Source organism: Limnospira fusiformis SAG 85.79, assembly GCF_012516315.1.
In the GTDB taxonomy this organism is placed as follows: domain Bacteria; phylum Cyanobacteriota; class Cyanobacteriia; order Cyanobacteriales; family Microcoleaceae; genus Limnospira; species Limnospira fusiformis.
The window spans coordinates 2,800,641-2,815,904 of record NZ_CP051185.1 but is presented as its reverse complement, the minus strand read 5'-3'; the positions used below and the strand labels follow the sequence as shown (position 1 = coordinate 2,815,904).

At 45.4% G+C, this 15,264-nt stretch carries 11 protein-coding genes; 8 read left to right on the top strand and 3 right to left on the bottom strand.

The genetic code is table 11. The annotated features are described in order from the left end of the window. Positions 1-3,573 carry a sensor domain-containing protein gene (locus HFV01_RS13305; protein ID WP_193521187.1) on the bottom strand — a complete coding sequence of 1,191 codons (3,573 nt, stop codon included), beginning with the start codon at positions 3,571-3,573 and terminating at the stop codon, positions 1-3. 306 nt (positions 3,574-3,879) lie between these two features. Here HFV01_RS13305 and HFV01_RS13300 point away from each other — a divergent pair, with 306 nt between their 5' ends. The 3 genes from HFV01_RS13300 to HFV01_RS13290 all read left to right on the top strand — a co-directional run bounded on the left by HFV01_RS13300 (position 3,880) and on the right by HFV01_RS13290 (position 9,478). Beyond that, on the top strand, positions 3,880-5,907 hold the full coding sequence (locus tag HFV01_RS13300) for an amylo-alpha-1,6-glucosidase (RefSeq protein WP_008050795.1): 2,028 nt from the start codon (positions 3,880-3,882) through the stop codon (positions 5,905-5,907). Between the two features lie 122 nt (positions 5,908-6,029). After that, positions 6,030-8,216 carry a serine/threonine phosphatase gene (locus tag HFV01_RS13295; protein ID WP_193521186.1) on the top strand — a complete coding sequence of 729 codons (2,187 nt, stop codon included), beginning with the start codon at positions 6,030-6,032 and terminating at the stop codon, positions 8,214-8,216. A gap of 8 nt (positions 8,217-8,224) precedes the next feature. Beyond that, a complete protein-coding gene (locus tag HFV01_RS13290) occupies positions 8,225-9,478 on the top strand; it encodes a protein kinase domain-containing protein (protein WP_006625661.1) in 1,254 nt (417 codons plus the stop codon). 14 nt (positions 9,479-9,492) lie between these two features. Here HFV01_RS13290 and HFV01_RS13285 read toward each other — a convergent pair whose 3' ends face one another. Further along, positions 9,493-9,711, bottom strand: coding sequence for a DUF4327 family protein (locus HFV01_RS13285; RefSeq protein ID WP_006618883.1), 219 nt, complete (start codon positions 9,709-9,711; stop codon positions 9,493-9,495). An 842-nt stretch (positions 9,712-10,553) separates the two neighbouring features. Here HFV01_RS13285 and HFV01_RS13280 point away from each other — a divergent pair. Beyond that, positions 10,554-11,879 (top strand): protein kinase domain-containing protein, encoded by a 1,326-nt coding sequence (locus HFV01_RS13280; RefSeq protein ID WP_318286257.1) that lies wholly within the window; start codon positions 10,554-10,556, stop codon positions 11,877-11,879. Between the two features lie 8 nt (positions 11,880-11,887). On the opposite strand, the gene HFV01_RS13275 is transcribed toward HFV01_RS13280, so the two are convergent. After that, on the bottom strand, positions 11,888-12,406 hold the full coding sequence (locus HFV01_RS13275; protein WP_231296548.1) for a DUF928 domain-containing protein: 519 nt from the start codon (positions 12,404-12,406) through the stop codon (positions 11,888-11,890). Between the two features lie 293 nt (positions 12,407-12,699). On the opposite strand from HFV01_RS13275, the gene HFV01_RS13270 reads away from it, so the two are divergent. The 4 genes from HFV01_RS13270 to HFV01_RS13255 are packed head-to-tail and all read left to right on the top strand — an operon-like array spanning position 12,700 to position 15,214. Beyond that, complete coding sequence (locus tag HFV01_RS13270) at positions 12,700-13,014, top strand: helix-turn-helix domain-containing protein (protein WP_193521184.1); 315 nt, start codon at positions 12,700-12,702, stop codon at positions 13,012-13,014. Between the two features lie 48 nt (positions 13,015-13,062). After that, positions 13,063-14,652: a class I SAM-dependent DNA methyltransferase gene (locus HFV01_RS13265; RefSeq protein WP_193521183.1), complete on the top strand. Its 1,590-nt coding sequence runs from the start codon at positions 13,063-13,065 to the stop codon at positions 14,650-14,652. After that, positions 14,649-14,900 (top strand): hypothetical protein, encoded by a 252-nt coding sequence (locus HFV01_RS13260; protein WP_006625654.1) that lies wholly within the window; start codon positions 14,649-14,651, stop codon positions 14,898-14,900. Before HFV01_RS13265 ends, HFV01_RS13260 begins: the two co-directional genes overlap by 4 nt. Then, positions 14,897-15,214 (top strand): type II toxin-antitoxin system VapC family toxin, encoded by a 318-nt coding sequence (locus HFV01_RS13255; RefSeq protein WP_006625653.1) that lies wholly within the window; start codon positions 14,897-14,899, stop codon positions 15,212-15,214. The genes HFV01_RS13260 and HFV01_RS13255 overlap by 4 nt, the downstream gene beginning before the upstream one ends. Positions 15,215-15,264 lie beyond the last annotated feature (50 nt).

The following is a 15,264-nucleotide window of genomic DNA, read 5'->3' as shown; positions in this document are numbered from 1 at the left end:
TTAAAATTGGGCAGGTAGTGGTAATCCCCTTTGATCATGGTTTAATAATGCTTCTACCGCTTGACAATTGAGGGGACGGAAGAAAAAATAACCCTGTCCATATTTACACTTAAAATTCTGTAAATGGTGGAGTTGTTCGGCAGTTTCAATACCTTCGGCGATCGCATCCATCTTCAGACTTTCAGCCAAAGCCACAATGACCCGGACAATTTCCCGCTTATCCTCACCTTCGGGAATTTGACTAACAAATGAGCGGTCAATTTTGAGGATATCTACTGGGAATTTATGCAGATAACCCAACGAACAGTAACCTGTACCAAAGTCATCAATACAAATTTTGATTTGTTGTTGTTTGAGTTGTTGTAAAGTGGCGATCGCTAATTCCGGGTCATTCATAATCGCCGTTTCTGTAATCTCTAATTTTAACTCCGAACCCGCCACCCCCGTCTCAACTAAAATCTTGCTAATGCGCCGACTTAAATCATTAGTAAATTGCTGAGAAGACAGGTTAACACTCATCATCAAATTAGAATAAACCGCAAATTTCTCTTTCCATTCGCTTAACTGAAAACAAGCCTGTCGCAATACCCATTCCCCAATATCAACAATTAAACCCGCTTCCTCAGCTATGGGGATAAACTCAGCCGGGGATATCAAACCCTCTTGGGGGTGGTCCCAACGCAATAAAGCCTCAAATCCTGCAATAGTCCCCGTCGATAGTTCAATAATAGGTTGATAGTTCAGCTCAAACTGTTGTTCTTGTAACGCTAAACGTAGCTGGGTTTGCAGGTATAAGCGCCGCAGAGCATTGGTTCGCATCGTCGAGTCAAAAACCACATAACAGCCTTTTCCTTGCCTTTTAGCGCGATACATGGCCGTATCTGCATCTCTTAATACCTCTGGAGAACTTTGATAATTAGAGTTACCCTCAACAATACCAATACTCGCACCCGTAAAAATCTGATTTTTTTCGAGGAATATCGGCAATTTTAAGGATTCCTGAATCCTTTCCGCCACATCGATCGCCTCTTGAATATCCCTAATATTTTCTAATAAAATCGTGAACTCATCCCCTCCCAATCGTGCGAGGATATGTGAATCCACAGAATCTGTAAGCCGCTTACTAACCTCGATTAGCAGTTGGTCGCCGATGGCGTGTCCGAGGCTATCATTAATAAATTGGAACCCATCCAGGTCTAAGAACAGAATAGCAAATTGATAATTATCTAGGGTCTTACACTTTCTAATAGAATCATCTAATTTATCTAGGAAAAATGCCCGATTCCATAAATCGGTAAGAGAGTCATGGGAGGCGCTATGACGCAGTTTAGCTTCCGTTTCTTTCAGGTGGGTAATTTCCATAATTGACCCTTCATAGTAAAGCACACGGTTATGGCGATCGCTATAAATAGCCCGCGCATTTTGCCAGATCCAAATTGCTTCACCATCCCGCCGATAAACTTGGGCTTCAAAATTAGAAACTGAACCCCGAGTTTGTAAAAGATTAATAAACCTATTATAAGTTTCCGGATCAGCATAAACATTCTTAATTTGGCTACCCCTAACCAACAGTTGTTGTTGAGAGTCATAGCCCAAGATTTGAGCTAAAGCCGGGTTAGCACTAATATACTTTCCTTGTAGGTCAATTTGAAAAATTCCCTCTAAAGCATTTTCAAAAATATCTCGATATTTCTCCTCTGCTTGCTTCCGTTGAAATACCGAACCCAATTGCATAGCCACTGAAGACACCAGTTTAACTAAGCGATTATCTTGTTCGCGCGGCATTGACATCAAAAACACTAACACCGCCAACACCCGATTATCTGCTAAAATCGGCACACCCAACCCCGCTTTAAACCCATATTGTTTAATCAGAGAATAGCGGGAAAAATTAGCCTGAGATTCCTCAGAAATATCTCGATCCCATTCCGGTTCTTGACCAGCCCATACCCTCCCGGCTAAACCATCATTTACACCCAGTAAAAACTTTTTACTCTGTTCATAAAAACCCGCGAAATCTGGTTTTTCTTGATAGCTAACTAAACTATATTCCAGATGAGTTTGTTCAGGGTTAGGAATCCATGCTTCCCCAAATTCCCAGCTTGTGGTTTGACAAAGAAGATCTAAAGCCACTGCTAAAGCTGAGTCAAAATCTACGGCGATGCTGACAGCGTGGGTAATTTGTTGAAGTAGTTGGAGTTCTTCATCGGCGCGTTTGCGATCGGTAATATCTAAACCAGCCCCCACAAAATATTCATATTCATCTGTTTCTTTATTAAAAACCGCACGACCATACCATTCTACAATAATTTCGCGATCGTCTTTCGTGATCATAGTTTCTTCCGTGCGTATGGGGAGGCGACGATTAATCATTAATTCAAATACCCAGGGCGCTGATTTTCCCTCTTCCTTCGGCACAAATGTGGCGCTGTAGTTCATCCCTTCCACTTCCTCTTGCTTATAGCCTAGAGTATTCAGCATCGAGGGATTCATGAATTTGACTTTTCCTTCCACATCTAGGACTATAAAAAAAGCCGGATTAGCTTCTAGTAAGGTTTGGGTAAAGTTTTTTTCTTTAATTAATTCCGCCTCCGCTTTATGGCGTTCCCAGATTTCTTGGCTAATTTGATTAGTTAGGGGACGTATAATCACCACTAAACAGGCTGTTCCCACCATGATAAATAGCATCATCGTTCCCGATAATAGTAAAATCTGGCGATAAACCGGGCTGTAGAGTTGCCGTTTCTTTTCACCCATAATTAATGATGCTTCCAGATTGCGAATCGGACTGTAGGCGATGAAAGCATCACAGGAATTACACCATAGCCCCCCCGTTTGATTTCCGCGTTGGTAATTTCTTTTGATAATTTCTAAAATATCCGTTTGTTGACTCAGTGCCGATATTACCTGATTTGGTTGATTATAGTCAATCAAAATAGGCTTCAATTCATGATTATTTAAAATCGCCAATTCTAAGTAATTTGAATGATAAAAAGTGGCTTTTTGTCTGATTTTTTGGCGCAGATGTGATAAATTAAATAAAAATAAATGGCTGCCGTTAAATGTCCCATGCTTCTCAATCAGAATATGGGGAATATTATCAATTTCAAATAGACCGATAATATCTCCTGTTACCGTAGAAAATCTATGCTTATTTAAAAATTCTATTGGTATGGATTGACCTACTGCTAAAATTACCGTTTTTTGCTCATTTATATAGGCAATTCCCGTCAGATAATCCCCCAATAAATCTTGCCACATTTCCCGGGTATTTTCTAGGGCTTGCGGAGAAATATCGGTGAGTACCTCAGCATTAATGGTTCTACCAATGCCTGGTTTTTGACTTATTTTTAATGATTTATCTAAATATTCATCAATCAAGTTATTAATAATTGATACACTGTTTTGACTCTCAAAAATAAGTTGTTTTTCCTTATTGTTTTTAAGTCGATTATATAGAGGAATTAAACTCAGGATAGCAATAACTGTACTAATCAATAGTAAACCGAGGGCAGAACCATTGATGATTGATGATTTAATTTTTTGTGTTTTTAGACCCGACTTCTCCTGCATATATTCCCCAAAAGTTAGTGATTATCAAAGGTTAAAAATGAACTGAGGTATAAAAAAGCACAATCCTAAGTTTTTAGGGTACTGTCAAAGGTCGAAACAACAGAGCTTATACATAATACATTTCCCCAATCAGTAGGAACATTAACCATCCAGATTATGGTGGGTATACTAATAACCACACCAGATATGGTCTAGGTAAGTTATATTATTACTCATTACATGGGCATCTGAATTAATTTAATTTTTCTTTAAAGATAGATTATAATACATTTAAGTAATCTACACCACAGAAATTCAAGATAGAACATGGTTTTAGCATTTGGTCGAGAAATTTGCAATTATCTGAACTCAAGTGAATGTCGAGAGTGGTTAATCACTAATGGTATTGGGGGTTATGGTGCGGGGACGGTCAGCGGACTGTTGACCCGCCGTTATCATGGATTAATGATAGCGGCTTTAAATCCTCCTCTCAATCGAACCCTGTTATTAACCAAGTTAGATGAAACAGTGAGCTATGATGAGCAATTTTTTCCAATTTATACAAATAGGTGGGCTGACGGCAAAGTAGATCCCGAAGGTTTCAAGCATATTCAACACTTCAGACTAGAGGGGACTATTCCCGTGTGGGACTTTGCTTGTGGAGATGCTTTGCTAGAAAAACGAATATGGATGAAACCAGGTGAAAATACAACCTATGTCCAATATACCTTACTCCGGGCTACAAAAGCGATAAGTTTGTCGCTCAAAGCGATGGTCAATCATCGGGATCACCACTACAATACTCATGCCAATCATGGGAATAACTGTCAGATGGATATTAAATCCAGATCACAAGGGGTAGAGATTCGATTATTCCCGGATACTAGCCCCCTATATCTGTTCACCCAGGGAAGTGGGGAGGAAGAGGTAATGATTTCTACGCCGGGTAATCCTTGGTACTATGGATATGATTTGGCAATAGAACGTTACCGAGGGATGGACTGGACGGAAGACCACCTCCATGCTTGTACTTTACACACAACTTTGACACCGGGTAGCGCGGTAACTGTGATTGCCAGCACCAAAGCTGATCCCAATCTGGATATGATGACGGAGTTAGAGGCAAAGCGCCAAAAAGACGGCATCTTATTGGAGTATAAGTCACCCGCACCACAGACACCAGATTGGATAACTCAACTGATACTAGCTGCAGATCAGTTTATAGTCGATCGCACTCTAAAAGACGGAACCCCAGGAAAAACTATCATTGCTGGTTATCCCTGGTTTGGAGATTGGGGACGAGACACGATGATCTCGCTACCCGGTTTGACCCTATCTACCGGACGCGCAGATATTGCTCGCACGATTTTACAAACCTTTTCCCATTATGTTGATCGCGGAATGTTGCCCAACCGATTCCCAGAAGTAGGCGAGACCCCAGACTATAACACGGTCGATGCCACCCTCTGGTATTTTGAAGCCATCCGCGCCTATTTCGACCATACCCTAGATATTAACTTATTAGCAGAACTTTTCCCGGTCTTAGATTCGATGATCCATTGGCATCATCAAGGGACCCGCTATAATATCAAAGTTGATCCAGAAGACGGACTACTCTATGCAGGAGAACCCGGTTCACAACTAACCTGGATGGATGCGAAAGTAGGCGATTGGGTAGTCACACCACGAGTCGGTAAACCCATCGAAGTTAATGCCCTGTGGTACCATGCCCTACAGGTAATGATCCGCATTGCCAAAATATTAGATAAACCCAGTCAGGACTATGAAACCTGGGCAAAAAAAACGGCCCACGGCTTCTCCCGATTCTGGAATCAACAGGCAGGCTACTGTTATGATGTTCTGGACACTCCCGACGGAGACGATCGCTCCCTGCGACCTAATCAAATTTTCGCCATATCTCTGTCTCAATTAGGGAAAGTCGGCTATAGTTCCCTACTCACGCCGCCACAACAACGTCAGGTAGTAGATATCTGTAGCCAGAAACTGCTAACATCTTATGGTCTTCGCAGTCTGTCGCCGGAAGATGCGAAATATCAGGGTGTCTATGGTGGTGATGTGTTACAACGGGATGGAGCCTATCATCAGGGAACTGTTTGGGGATGGCTACTAGGCCCCTTTGCATTGGCTCATTTTCGGGTCTACGGCGCGCGCTCTCAAGCACAGTCATTTTTAGCACCCATGGCAGATCACCTCAATGCTCATGGACTCGGCACCCTCAGCGAAATTTTTGACGGCGATCCCCCCATGTCTCCGCGCGGATGTTTTGCTCAAGCCTGGACGGTTGCAGAAGTTCTCAGAGCCTGGTTTGAGTTAGAATCTAATCAAGGAGCCTGATTTAGGGTCGCCAACCCACTTCTGCTGAACTTAGCGAGGGTCGGAAAAATCCGGCGCTAACTTTCGGGTTAGTGTCGGGAATATGTCAAAATGGAAATAATTGCGCGCGGGGAACCCCAAAAATGCTTGTTTGTCCCCAATGTCAGTTTGAAAACCCAGACCATCATAAATTTTGCCAAAGCTGTGGCACATCTTTGAGTTTTCTGTTTTGTCCTCAGTGTAGCTGCGAAGTTTCCCTTGATCAGCTAAATTGTTGGAACTGTGGGGCTAAAACTGGGAAGGTGTGGCAGGCGGTTATATTGTGCCAGAAGCCAGCTCAGGAATCGCCACCCCAAGAAATACCCCCAAACTTGGCGGCTACAGATAACTTTGATCACCTCATGGGTGGAGTTGATGGCGTTCAGGATCAGATGTCCTCAAATTGGGATGTGATCACTACTCTATCTGCTGCTGAGGTGACATCAACAGAGTCTAGTCTGATGTTAGCTCAGGACTATGATACGGATTCGGTTTTGGAGACGGTAGGGGATGATTCTATGGCTGTGTCACTCTCTGATGAGCATGAGGAGGAGGGATTATTGCAGATGTCTAATGCTGAACAGATCGGAGATCGGGATTTGCTCTCGACGGATACGGAATTATCCCCCCCCTCGACTTCTATGGCTGAAGTTGATACGTCTGAAGAAGCTACTGTGGTGGATAAACCGGTTTATTTGGATTCCCAAGGACGATATAAACTGCTAGAACCCCGAGTGAGTTTACAGTTGGGGGAAATGGCAAGGGTGCGGGTGTTGGATTGTAAACCTTTGCAGGTCTCTCCCCTGGAGGCTTTGCAGTTGACTCCCGATGATCCCCAAAATAGGTCGGCTTTGCTAATTCCGGCGGCGCAAGTGTATTGGGATTTATACTATAGCTACCCCCAACATTTTCCCAAGGTCCATGATGCCTGGGAAGAAGCAGATCAGGCGATCGTGTTGTTGCCAGATTGTTCGGATTTGCCGGATTTTGAACAAAAGTGGCACGATATCCAGACTCCACTTCAACAAATTGTGGCTTGGTTACAACAGATGGCGCAACTCTGGGAAGTTCTCGAGCCTGGTCACTATCGCCAAAGTTTATTGCGGTTGGATAATTTGGCAATTTCTGGCACTGCTCCCGGCAGTTTATTTATTAAACAACTTTATGCTGATGACCCGGAAAAATTGCCGACTTTGGGGGATTTGGGACAACTTTGGCAAAGTCTATTTAAATTATCTGGACGGACTTTGATGGGTTCGATTACCCAAATGTTGCGGGATCTACGGGAGGGCAAATTGGAAGGGGTTGAACAATTACGCTTAAAGTTAGATGAAATTATGGCAGGACTGACACCACCAGAGCAACGGACAACAGAACCTCAGCGATCGTCTGTAACTCGTCTACAGACAGATGTGCCGATTACAGGATCTTCAGGGCAAATTGGAGATGCACCAACGGTTCCTAGGTTGCCTCAGTTGTTGGATTTACAGGCTTGTGGTCGTACAGACGTGGGAAAAGAGCGATCGCAAAATGAGGACTGCTTTGGTCTGCAAACTTTGTTAGAGCGTCAGGAAATCCCCGGTAGTCAGACTCTCTATGCTCGTGGTTTATATATCATAAGTGATGGTATGGGTGGACACGCGGGGGGAGAGGTGGCTAGTCGCATGGCTGTACATAGCCTGAAAGAATATTTTCAGACTCACTGGGCTGATAGTGATAGTTTACCCTCGGAACAATTAATCTTAAATGCGATCGCTGAGGCTAATGAGGCTATCTATAGGGTTAATATGCAGGGGACTCGTTCTGGTAGTGGTCGCATGGGAACTACTTTGGTATTAGTGATTGTAGCTAATACTCAGGTGGCGATCGCTCATGTGGGAGATAGTCGCCTTTACAGTTTTACCCGCAGTCAAGGTTTGCGACAAATGACTGTTGATCACGAAGTCGGACAGCGGGAAATTGCTAGGGGTGTAGACCCAGAAATCGCCTACACCCGTCCTGACGCTTATCAACTTACCCAAGCCTTGGGACCTAGGGATAGCAAGTATTTAAAACCAGATGTCAGATTTTGGGATATCACTGAGGATACTTTGCTACTGCTGGCTTCTGATGGGTTGACAGATAATGATTTAGTCGAAACCTATTGTCACACTCATATCCAACCTTTGATTGATTCTCAAGTTAGTTTAGATCGGGGAGTTGATGGCTTGATTGATTTAGCTAACGAACACAACGGCCATGACAACATTACCGCGATCGCTATTCGAGTCCTAGCGCATCACAGAGACTAACTCTAATTATGTCCGATATCTTGACATTGACCCTACTTGATGGCACTCGAACCAACCCCATTCAACAATGGCGGTTTCAAACGGAGCCTTTAGTTAAAATTGGTCGCGCTCCCGATAATCACGTCGTGGTTGTCGATCCCTTGGTTTCTCGATACCATCTCGATTTACAAAGATCTACTACTACCCAAAATTCTCGGTGGATGTTCAATAGCCGGGGAACTAATGGCACTTTTGTTAATGGTATTTTAGCGACCCAGGGACCTTTGACTGATGGCGCTTTATTAGAATTGGCTAAGGGTGGACCCTTACTGAAGGTCGCCATTGAACAACCTCCACCGCCTCCCCCTGTGGTTATTAATAAACCTAATTGTAATCATGATGGTAATCTACCAGATAGTCTATTCTGTATTCACTGCGGCTGGCCAATCAAGATTGAACGGAGTATCCGAACTTATCAGATTTTGCGAACCGTTGGTCAGGGAGGTATGGGAACCACCTCTTTAGCCTGGGATAGCAATAATAGCAAGGCTAATGCGCCTCAGACTCATTCCGGAAAACCAATCCCCATTTTGGTGGTACTCAAGGAGATGAATGCAGATATGGCTAAGATAGCTAAGGCGCAAGAATTGTTTGAACGGGAGGCTAGAACTCTTAAATCCCTTAATCATCAGGGAGTCCCCAAGTTTTATGACTTTTTTGTGGATGGGGGTAAAAAGTATTTAGTTATGGAGATGATTCACGGTCAGGATCTGGAAAAACAAGTTGATCAAAGTGGACCCCTAACGCCGACAATGGCGATTAAATACATGATCCAAGCCTGTGAAGTTTTGGATTATCTCCATACCCAACAACCCCCTATCATCCACCGGGATATTAAACCGGCTAACCTGATGGTGCGCCATCGCGATCGCCGGATTATTGTCCTCGATTTTGGCGCGGTTAAGGAAATTGGTACCCCCCTAGAAACCCGTATTGGGGCGGAAGGTTATAGCGCACCAGAACAGGATAGGGGACAGCCACTCACTCAGTCGGATTTATATGCGATCGGTGCGACTTTGATTTTTTTATTGACTGGTGAGAGTCCCCTAAATTATATCGGGAAACAAGACCAAGAATACGGATTTGATCTCGATCGCATTCCCACTATTGCCCCGGACTTACGCGAGGTAATTAAACGGGTAACTAAATATACCCCTCGCGATCGCTATCAGACCGCGACAGACTTGGCTGATGCCCTCGCTAAATGCTTACCAAAATGTTAACGCTTCACAGAGTTTTATTCTTCATCCCAAACATCAACAGCCAACAGTTCACTAATCGGATCTTGCATGGAAAAACCGAATTCAATCAGTTCTGCTTTCCAATACTTCCACTTATCCCCAAATAGCAGTGCTATTTTCCACAGGCTATCTTCAGGCTTAACAATGTCAGACTTCACTAGGGAATGCACCTGACGCTGAAACTTATCCATCGGGTGTATAACCTTTTGGCTCATAATACCTCTTCAATTTTTGAAATCTTAAAGAACTTTTCGGGTTTTCCCCTCACGCGATGTCGCACCGATGCCTAAATTATCCGCATTTTTGGGGGAAGAGACCTCCTGATTATGTACAATAGCATACTTTCCAAAAAATGTCTAACTTTTTTTTCCACGTAAAACTCCTGGGAGGGTTGGAAGCTCCGTGATTGATCACGGAGAGGAAAACCGACTCAAGCGGCTGACCGCCGCCAGCACCCCTTTGCGGGGTGGAGGGGTATGGTTGCCCCTCCATGGAGCTATGGTTGGCTCCGACTCCCTTGCGGGGTAATGTTTGCGCTTGCGCTAACGCGCACGCTGCGCGAACGCCAATGTTCAGAGTCGGTACTATCCAAATCGCACGTCCTTAACCCCTTAGAGATGTTTAACGATTCGGTTCATGAGCCTGGAACTAGCACGCATTCCAGGGTAGGAACTTTAACTCTTGCTCGCTCACGGAGCCAGTTAAGGCTATAGCTGGTCAGCTACCTGAAAGGGGGGCACGAAGCCCCCGTGCTTCAGCCGGGGGTGCTGACCCACGCGAAATGGTGAGTTGAACGGGAAAACCTAATTTAGCTACCCATAGTAGCAGAACGCCTTAGCTAAGACAAGATATGATCGGCAGATCCGGGAATATGACGAACTACAAGCTGTCACGCTTAGAGAATCAGCACGATCGCAGCCAGCCAGTTGGTTTGAGGAAAAACCCTGTGATGCTGAGTAAAGTTGCACCTTGGCATCTGTGCTAAAGCCATTATACCCATAAAGTGAAATTAATGCAATCGGTGCGTTTCCTCGTTCAACTTTACCCGGTCCCGACTATGTTAAATCCATTAGACTCCCCACCCAACCCTACTGTCATCCTGAATAACCGTTACGAGATCCTATTGGCGATCGCCAGCGGTGGCTTTGGCGAAACCTTTTTGGCGGAGGACAACCAAATGCCCTCTCGCCGCCGTTGTGCCATCAAACGCTTAAAACCGAAAGCTGATGACCCGAACGTTCATCATATCATCACGGAACGTTTTAGGCGCGAGGCGACAGTCTTAGAAAAATTAGGAGAAATTAGCGATCGCATTCCTAGCCTGTATGCTTATTTAGAAGAAGACGGCCAGTTTTACTTAGTCCAGGAGTGGATAGAAGGAGAAATTCTGACCAGTCGCATACAGCAACAGGGGTCGATGTCGGAAACCCAAGTCCGGGATCTTTTGTTAAACCTGCTACCAGTCCTCCACACCATCCACAGCCATGGTCTAATTCACCGAGACATCAAGCCAGACAATATCATCCTGCAACCTCCCCACTACAAACCAGTTTTGATTGACTTTGGCGCGGTTAAAGAGATTATGGGGACTGTGTTAAACTCTCGCGGTAATCCCACCCCCTCCATGGTCATTGGTACACCGGGATTTATGGCTTCTGAACAGGCGACGGGACACCCGTTTTTTGCCAGTGATTTGTTCAGTCTGGGAGTCACTGCTATTTATATGTTGACGGGGAAAACCCCCCAGGAGTTAGCCATCGATGAAAACACGGCGCAAATTCAATGGCGGCACTTAGTCCCAACGGTGAACCCAGAATTTGCGGATATTTTAGATCGCGCCACTCGTTTTCACCCTAGCGATCGCTTTTCTGATGCTCAAGAAATGCTGACCGCCTTAGAAGGATTATCCCATCCCATAGCATCGACGGAAATTTCTGTTCCCCCTTCGACAGTCATTTTTCCCAAAGCCACCTCACGGAAGCCACCCCAACGGCGACCCGATTGGCAAATCCCGGCTATAGTAGGTGTGATCTTAGGGATTCTCGCCGGTTTAGGATTGACCATATTTTGGCATTCCCAGTCAGAACCCAAGGAATCGGAAGCGATCGCGGAAACCTATCAACTACCCCTATCATTTTATTTTATTGGGGATTCTGCCTTTTATAGTCCCCAGCAAGCCAAAAATAAACGTCATTCCCTGTTGGAGGACGGCTACACCCAAGCTAATTTTTTCTGGTCAGCCAACTATAGCAACCTATCGAGCCATAATTCCTACCAAGTCTATAGCAAGTGGTTTGAGACTCAAGACGACTGCGAAGCGGCTTTAAAAGAGTATCATCAATATAACCCCAATTCCTATTGTGGATTTGCGACTAAACTTTAACCCCCTGTTCACAACTCCCCATTCTCGATTATCGATTTTGGCAAATCTATCGCTCCCAATAATTCTTGCCAATCTTCTCGGTAAATGGGATTGTCGGGTTGTTCTTCTCGGAACTTCATCACCAGAGTTAACAGGTCGAACCAGATACTGTTGGCTGCATAAACTAGAGCCAAATCTCGACCGGATTTGTCTCGGATTTGTGCTTGTAAATCCTGGTCAAGTTCCCGTTTTAAGACTTCACCCCTGACGACTAAATCCCCAGTGCGATCGCTCGGTTCGCAAATAATTGACAAACGCCAATAGTAGTTAGTTTCGGTTTCCTCCAAATAAATATCTTCCGGGAGAGTGACTGCTATCAGTCCGGGGTTGACAGTTAAGCTAAATTCAACCAGGCGGTTTTTCCGAGGGTCTTGTAGTTCAAATTCCGCCGACCAGGATGAATCTTTAGATGCCGTTAAGTAAAACCAAAATTTCGGGTGCGCCGATAGGGTATAGCCCCAATTTTGGGTAGGAACTAAAGCGGTGATTTGGGTGTTTCTGGTGCAGTTTCCCCGCCCTCCAGCGCTACTGCTGCGATCGCCTGGTCTACCGCGATCTGGGAGTTGAAAATTGAGAGATTCTCTGATATTATCAGAGGTATGCGGTGCTGTATAATGCTGGGTTTACCGACTATCGGAAACCTGGAAAACAGAGGTATTTAATGCCAAGAGTAGGGCGAAAATCCCCACAAAAATTGTGTTTAAAAAAATCATAAAAACGGTTTATGGCGCGGGGGAAAAACCCCAAAATTCTATTCCCTCGTGGTCTAAATATAGTGGTTATGCTTCCAGTTTCTGAGTACCGGTTTTTTGAGGATGATTGCCGTCAGGGCAAAACCATTACCAGAGGTAACCAGAGGTATCCAATACCCTACCATAAAGCTCACAAAACAGACACCATATATAATAACTATGCTTATCTGCGTGTGTCCTTCCAGACCATCAACCGCTGGGAGAAGGGACGGGCCACCCCCTCCCCGATGGCAATGACCCTGATTGAGTTGCAGTTGCGGCAGATGAGAGAGCGAGGGGCGGATTTGATGTCCGGCTTATTTTTCAGAGTAGGTGCTTTCTTTGAGTGCGATCGCCTAGATTGAGTTAAAAAAAATCGATATTGTCCATTTTCTATAGAGTTCCATCCCTGAATGCCAAAGTCCAAGAAAACCCAATCCACCTCCAAGCAAAACGGAAACGGAGCCAATCTCGGTTTTGAACAAACGCTGTGGGCTGCTGCCGATAAAATGCGCGGTCACATGGATGCTGCTGAATACAAGCACGTCACCTTGGGGCTGATTTTCCTCAAGTACATCTCTGATGCCTTCCAGGAACGCTACGATGACCTCGCGGCAAGGCAAGAAACAGACTACACCGACCCCGAAGACCCCGATGAATACGTTGGGGAAAATATGTTCTGGGTGCCGCAAGAAGCGCGATGGTCAACAATTCAAGCCAGCGCCAAGCAACCGGATATCGGCAAGCGCATTGATGAGGCGATGCTGGCGATCGAGAAAGAAAACCCTCGACTCAAGGGCGTTTTACCGAGTAACTACAACCGCCCCGACCTGGATAAGCAACGCCTAGGGGAACTCATCGACCTGATTAGTACCATCGGATTGGGCGACGCTGAGAACCGCTCAAAGGATATTTTGGGGCGAGTTTATGAATATTTTCTGGGACAGTTTGCCGAGAAGGAAGGTAAGGGTGGCGGTGAGTTTTACACGCCGCAGTCCGTGGTTAGGCTGTTGGTTGAGATGATTCAGCCGTACAAGGGACGAATCTATGACCCTTGCTGTGGTTCCGGTGGAATGTTCGTGCAGTCCGAGAAATTCGTGGAAGCGCACGGGGGACGTAAAGGCGATATTGCCATTTACGGCCAAGAATCGAACCCGACAACGCGGCGACTGTGCTTGATGAATCTCGCCATTCGCGGGATAGATGGCAACATCGGCGACAGACAAGCGGATAGTTTCACCAACGATTTACACAAAGACTTGAAGGCAGATTACATCCTGGCAAATCCTCCATTTAACATCAGCGATTGGTGGAATGAGAAGCTGGCAGAAGACGTGCGCTGGCAGTACGGGACACCACCGAAGGGAAACGCTAACTATGCTTGGATTCAGCACATCATTCACCATCTCGCCCCCAATGGGATTGCTGGGTTCGTGTTGGCGAATGGTTCCATGAGTTCCAACCAGTCCGGTGAAGGGGAAATCCGCAAAGCCTTAATCGCTTCCGATTTGGTGGATTGCATGATTGCTTTACCTGGACAGTTGTTCTATACCACCCAGATTCCTGCTTGTTTGTGGTTTGTGGCGCGGGATAAGTCGGGCAAACCCACTGCTGGACACAAACCTTGCCGCAACCGCAAGGGTCAGACCTTATTTATTGATGCTCGGAAGTTGGGGGTGTTGATTGACCGAACCCATCGGGAACTGATTGATGAGGAACTCGCCCGGATTGCTGGAACCTATCAGGCATGGCGCGGGGAACCGGAGGCAGATGATTATGAAGACGTGCCGGGATTTTGTAAGAGTGCCACTCTGGAGGAAATCGCCTCTCATGGTTATGTGCTGACCCCAGGGCGCTATGTGGGGGCGGAGGAACTGGAAGAGGATGATGAGCTGTTTGAGGAGAAGATGGAACGGTTGACGAAGAAGTTGTACGCACAGTTTGAGGAAAGTGCCAAACTAGAAGCAGCGATTCGGGAAAATTTGAGGAGGTTAGGGCTATGAGTCCATTGCTACAAAACCTATTGCAGCAAGTTGAGCAGTTGTCCTATGAAGAACGGTTAGAACTGATTAGCGGTGTAGCACAGAGTCTGAAATCTCAGCCACACCAGACCAGCCCTAAACGGAAACTTAGTGAATTTCGCGGGATGGTAAAGCACCCATTTTTTGGCGAGGATGCTCAGGAATGGGTGACGCGAACTCGTCGAGAAGGGGATGAGCATCGGGAACGAGTCCTCAGAGGCGAATTATGAGGATTGATGAGGCGCTTTCTGGGGTATCGCGGCTGTTTTTAGATACATCGCCTGTTGTGTATTTTGTGGAGGAAAATCCTGATTTCTGGCCGCTTGTCAGGATGATTTTTGACCGGATTGAGAATGCAGGATTGGTGGGTGTTGTGGGGCCTATCACCCTGGCAGAATGTCTGGTAGTCCCCTACAGAACGGGAGATGTGAAGGGACAAAGAGAGTTTAGAGAGCTGCTAACGAACACAGAGAACATTCAATTTGTAGAAATTGGTCAATCGATGGGACAACTGGCAGGGGAGCATGATTTAATCTCAAATTAGGTTAATATTTTAGGGCAATACGGTATAATAAGCGAGAAGGGTTGAGGATA

What these genes read in the sequence shown, in the direction of transcription:
- HFV01_RS13300 (WP_008050795.1), top strand. Translation starts at nt 3,880, where the DNA reads ATGGTTTTAGCATTTGGTCGAGAAATTTGCAATTATCTGAACTCAAGT.
- HFV01_RS13270 (WP_193521184.1), top strand. Translation starts at nt 12,700, where the DNA reads ATGCTTCCAGTTTCTGAGTACCGGTTTTTTGAGGATGATTGCCGTCAG.
- HFV01_RS13290 (WP_006625661.1), top strand. Translation starts at nt 8,225, where the DNA reads ATGTCCGATATCTTGACATTGACCCTACTTGATGGCACTCGAACCAAC.
- HFV01_RS13280 (WP_318286257.1), top strand. Translation starts at nt 10,554, where the DNA reads ATGTTAAATCCATTAGACTCCCCACCCAACCCTACTGTCATCCTGAAT.
- HFV01_RS13260 (WP_006625654.1), top strand. Translation starts at nt 14,649, where the DNA reads ATGAGTCCATTGCTACAAAACCTATTGCAGCAAGTTGAGCAGTTGTCC.
- HFV01_RS13265 (WP_193521183.1), top strand. Translation starts at nt 13,063, where the DNA reads ATGCCAAAGTCCAAGAAAACCCAATCCACCTCCAAGCAAAACGGAAAC.
- HFV01_RS13305 (WP_193521187.1), bottom strand. Translation starts at nt 3,573, where the DNA reads ATGCAGGAGAAGTCGGGTCTAAAAACACAAAAAATTAAATCATCAATC.
- HFV01_RS13295 (WP_193521186.1), top strand. Translation starts at nt 6,030, where the DNA reads ATGCTTGTTTGTCCCCAATGTCAGTTTGAAAACCCAGACCATCATAAA.
- HFV01_RS13255 (WP_006625653.1), top strand. Translation starts at nt 14,897, where the DNA reads ATGAGGATTGATGAGGCGCTTTCTGGGGTATCGCGGCTGTTTTTAGAT.
- HFV01_RS13285 (WP_006618883.1), bottom strand. Translation starts at nt 9,711, where the DNA reads ATGAGCCAAAAGGTTATACACCCGATGGATAAGTTTCAGCGTCAGGTG.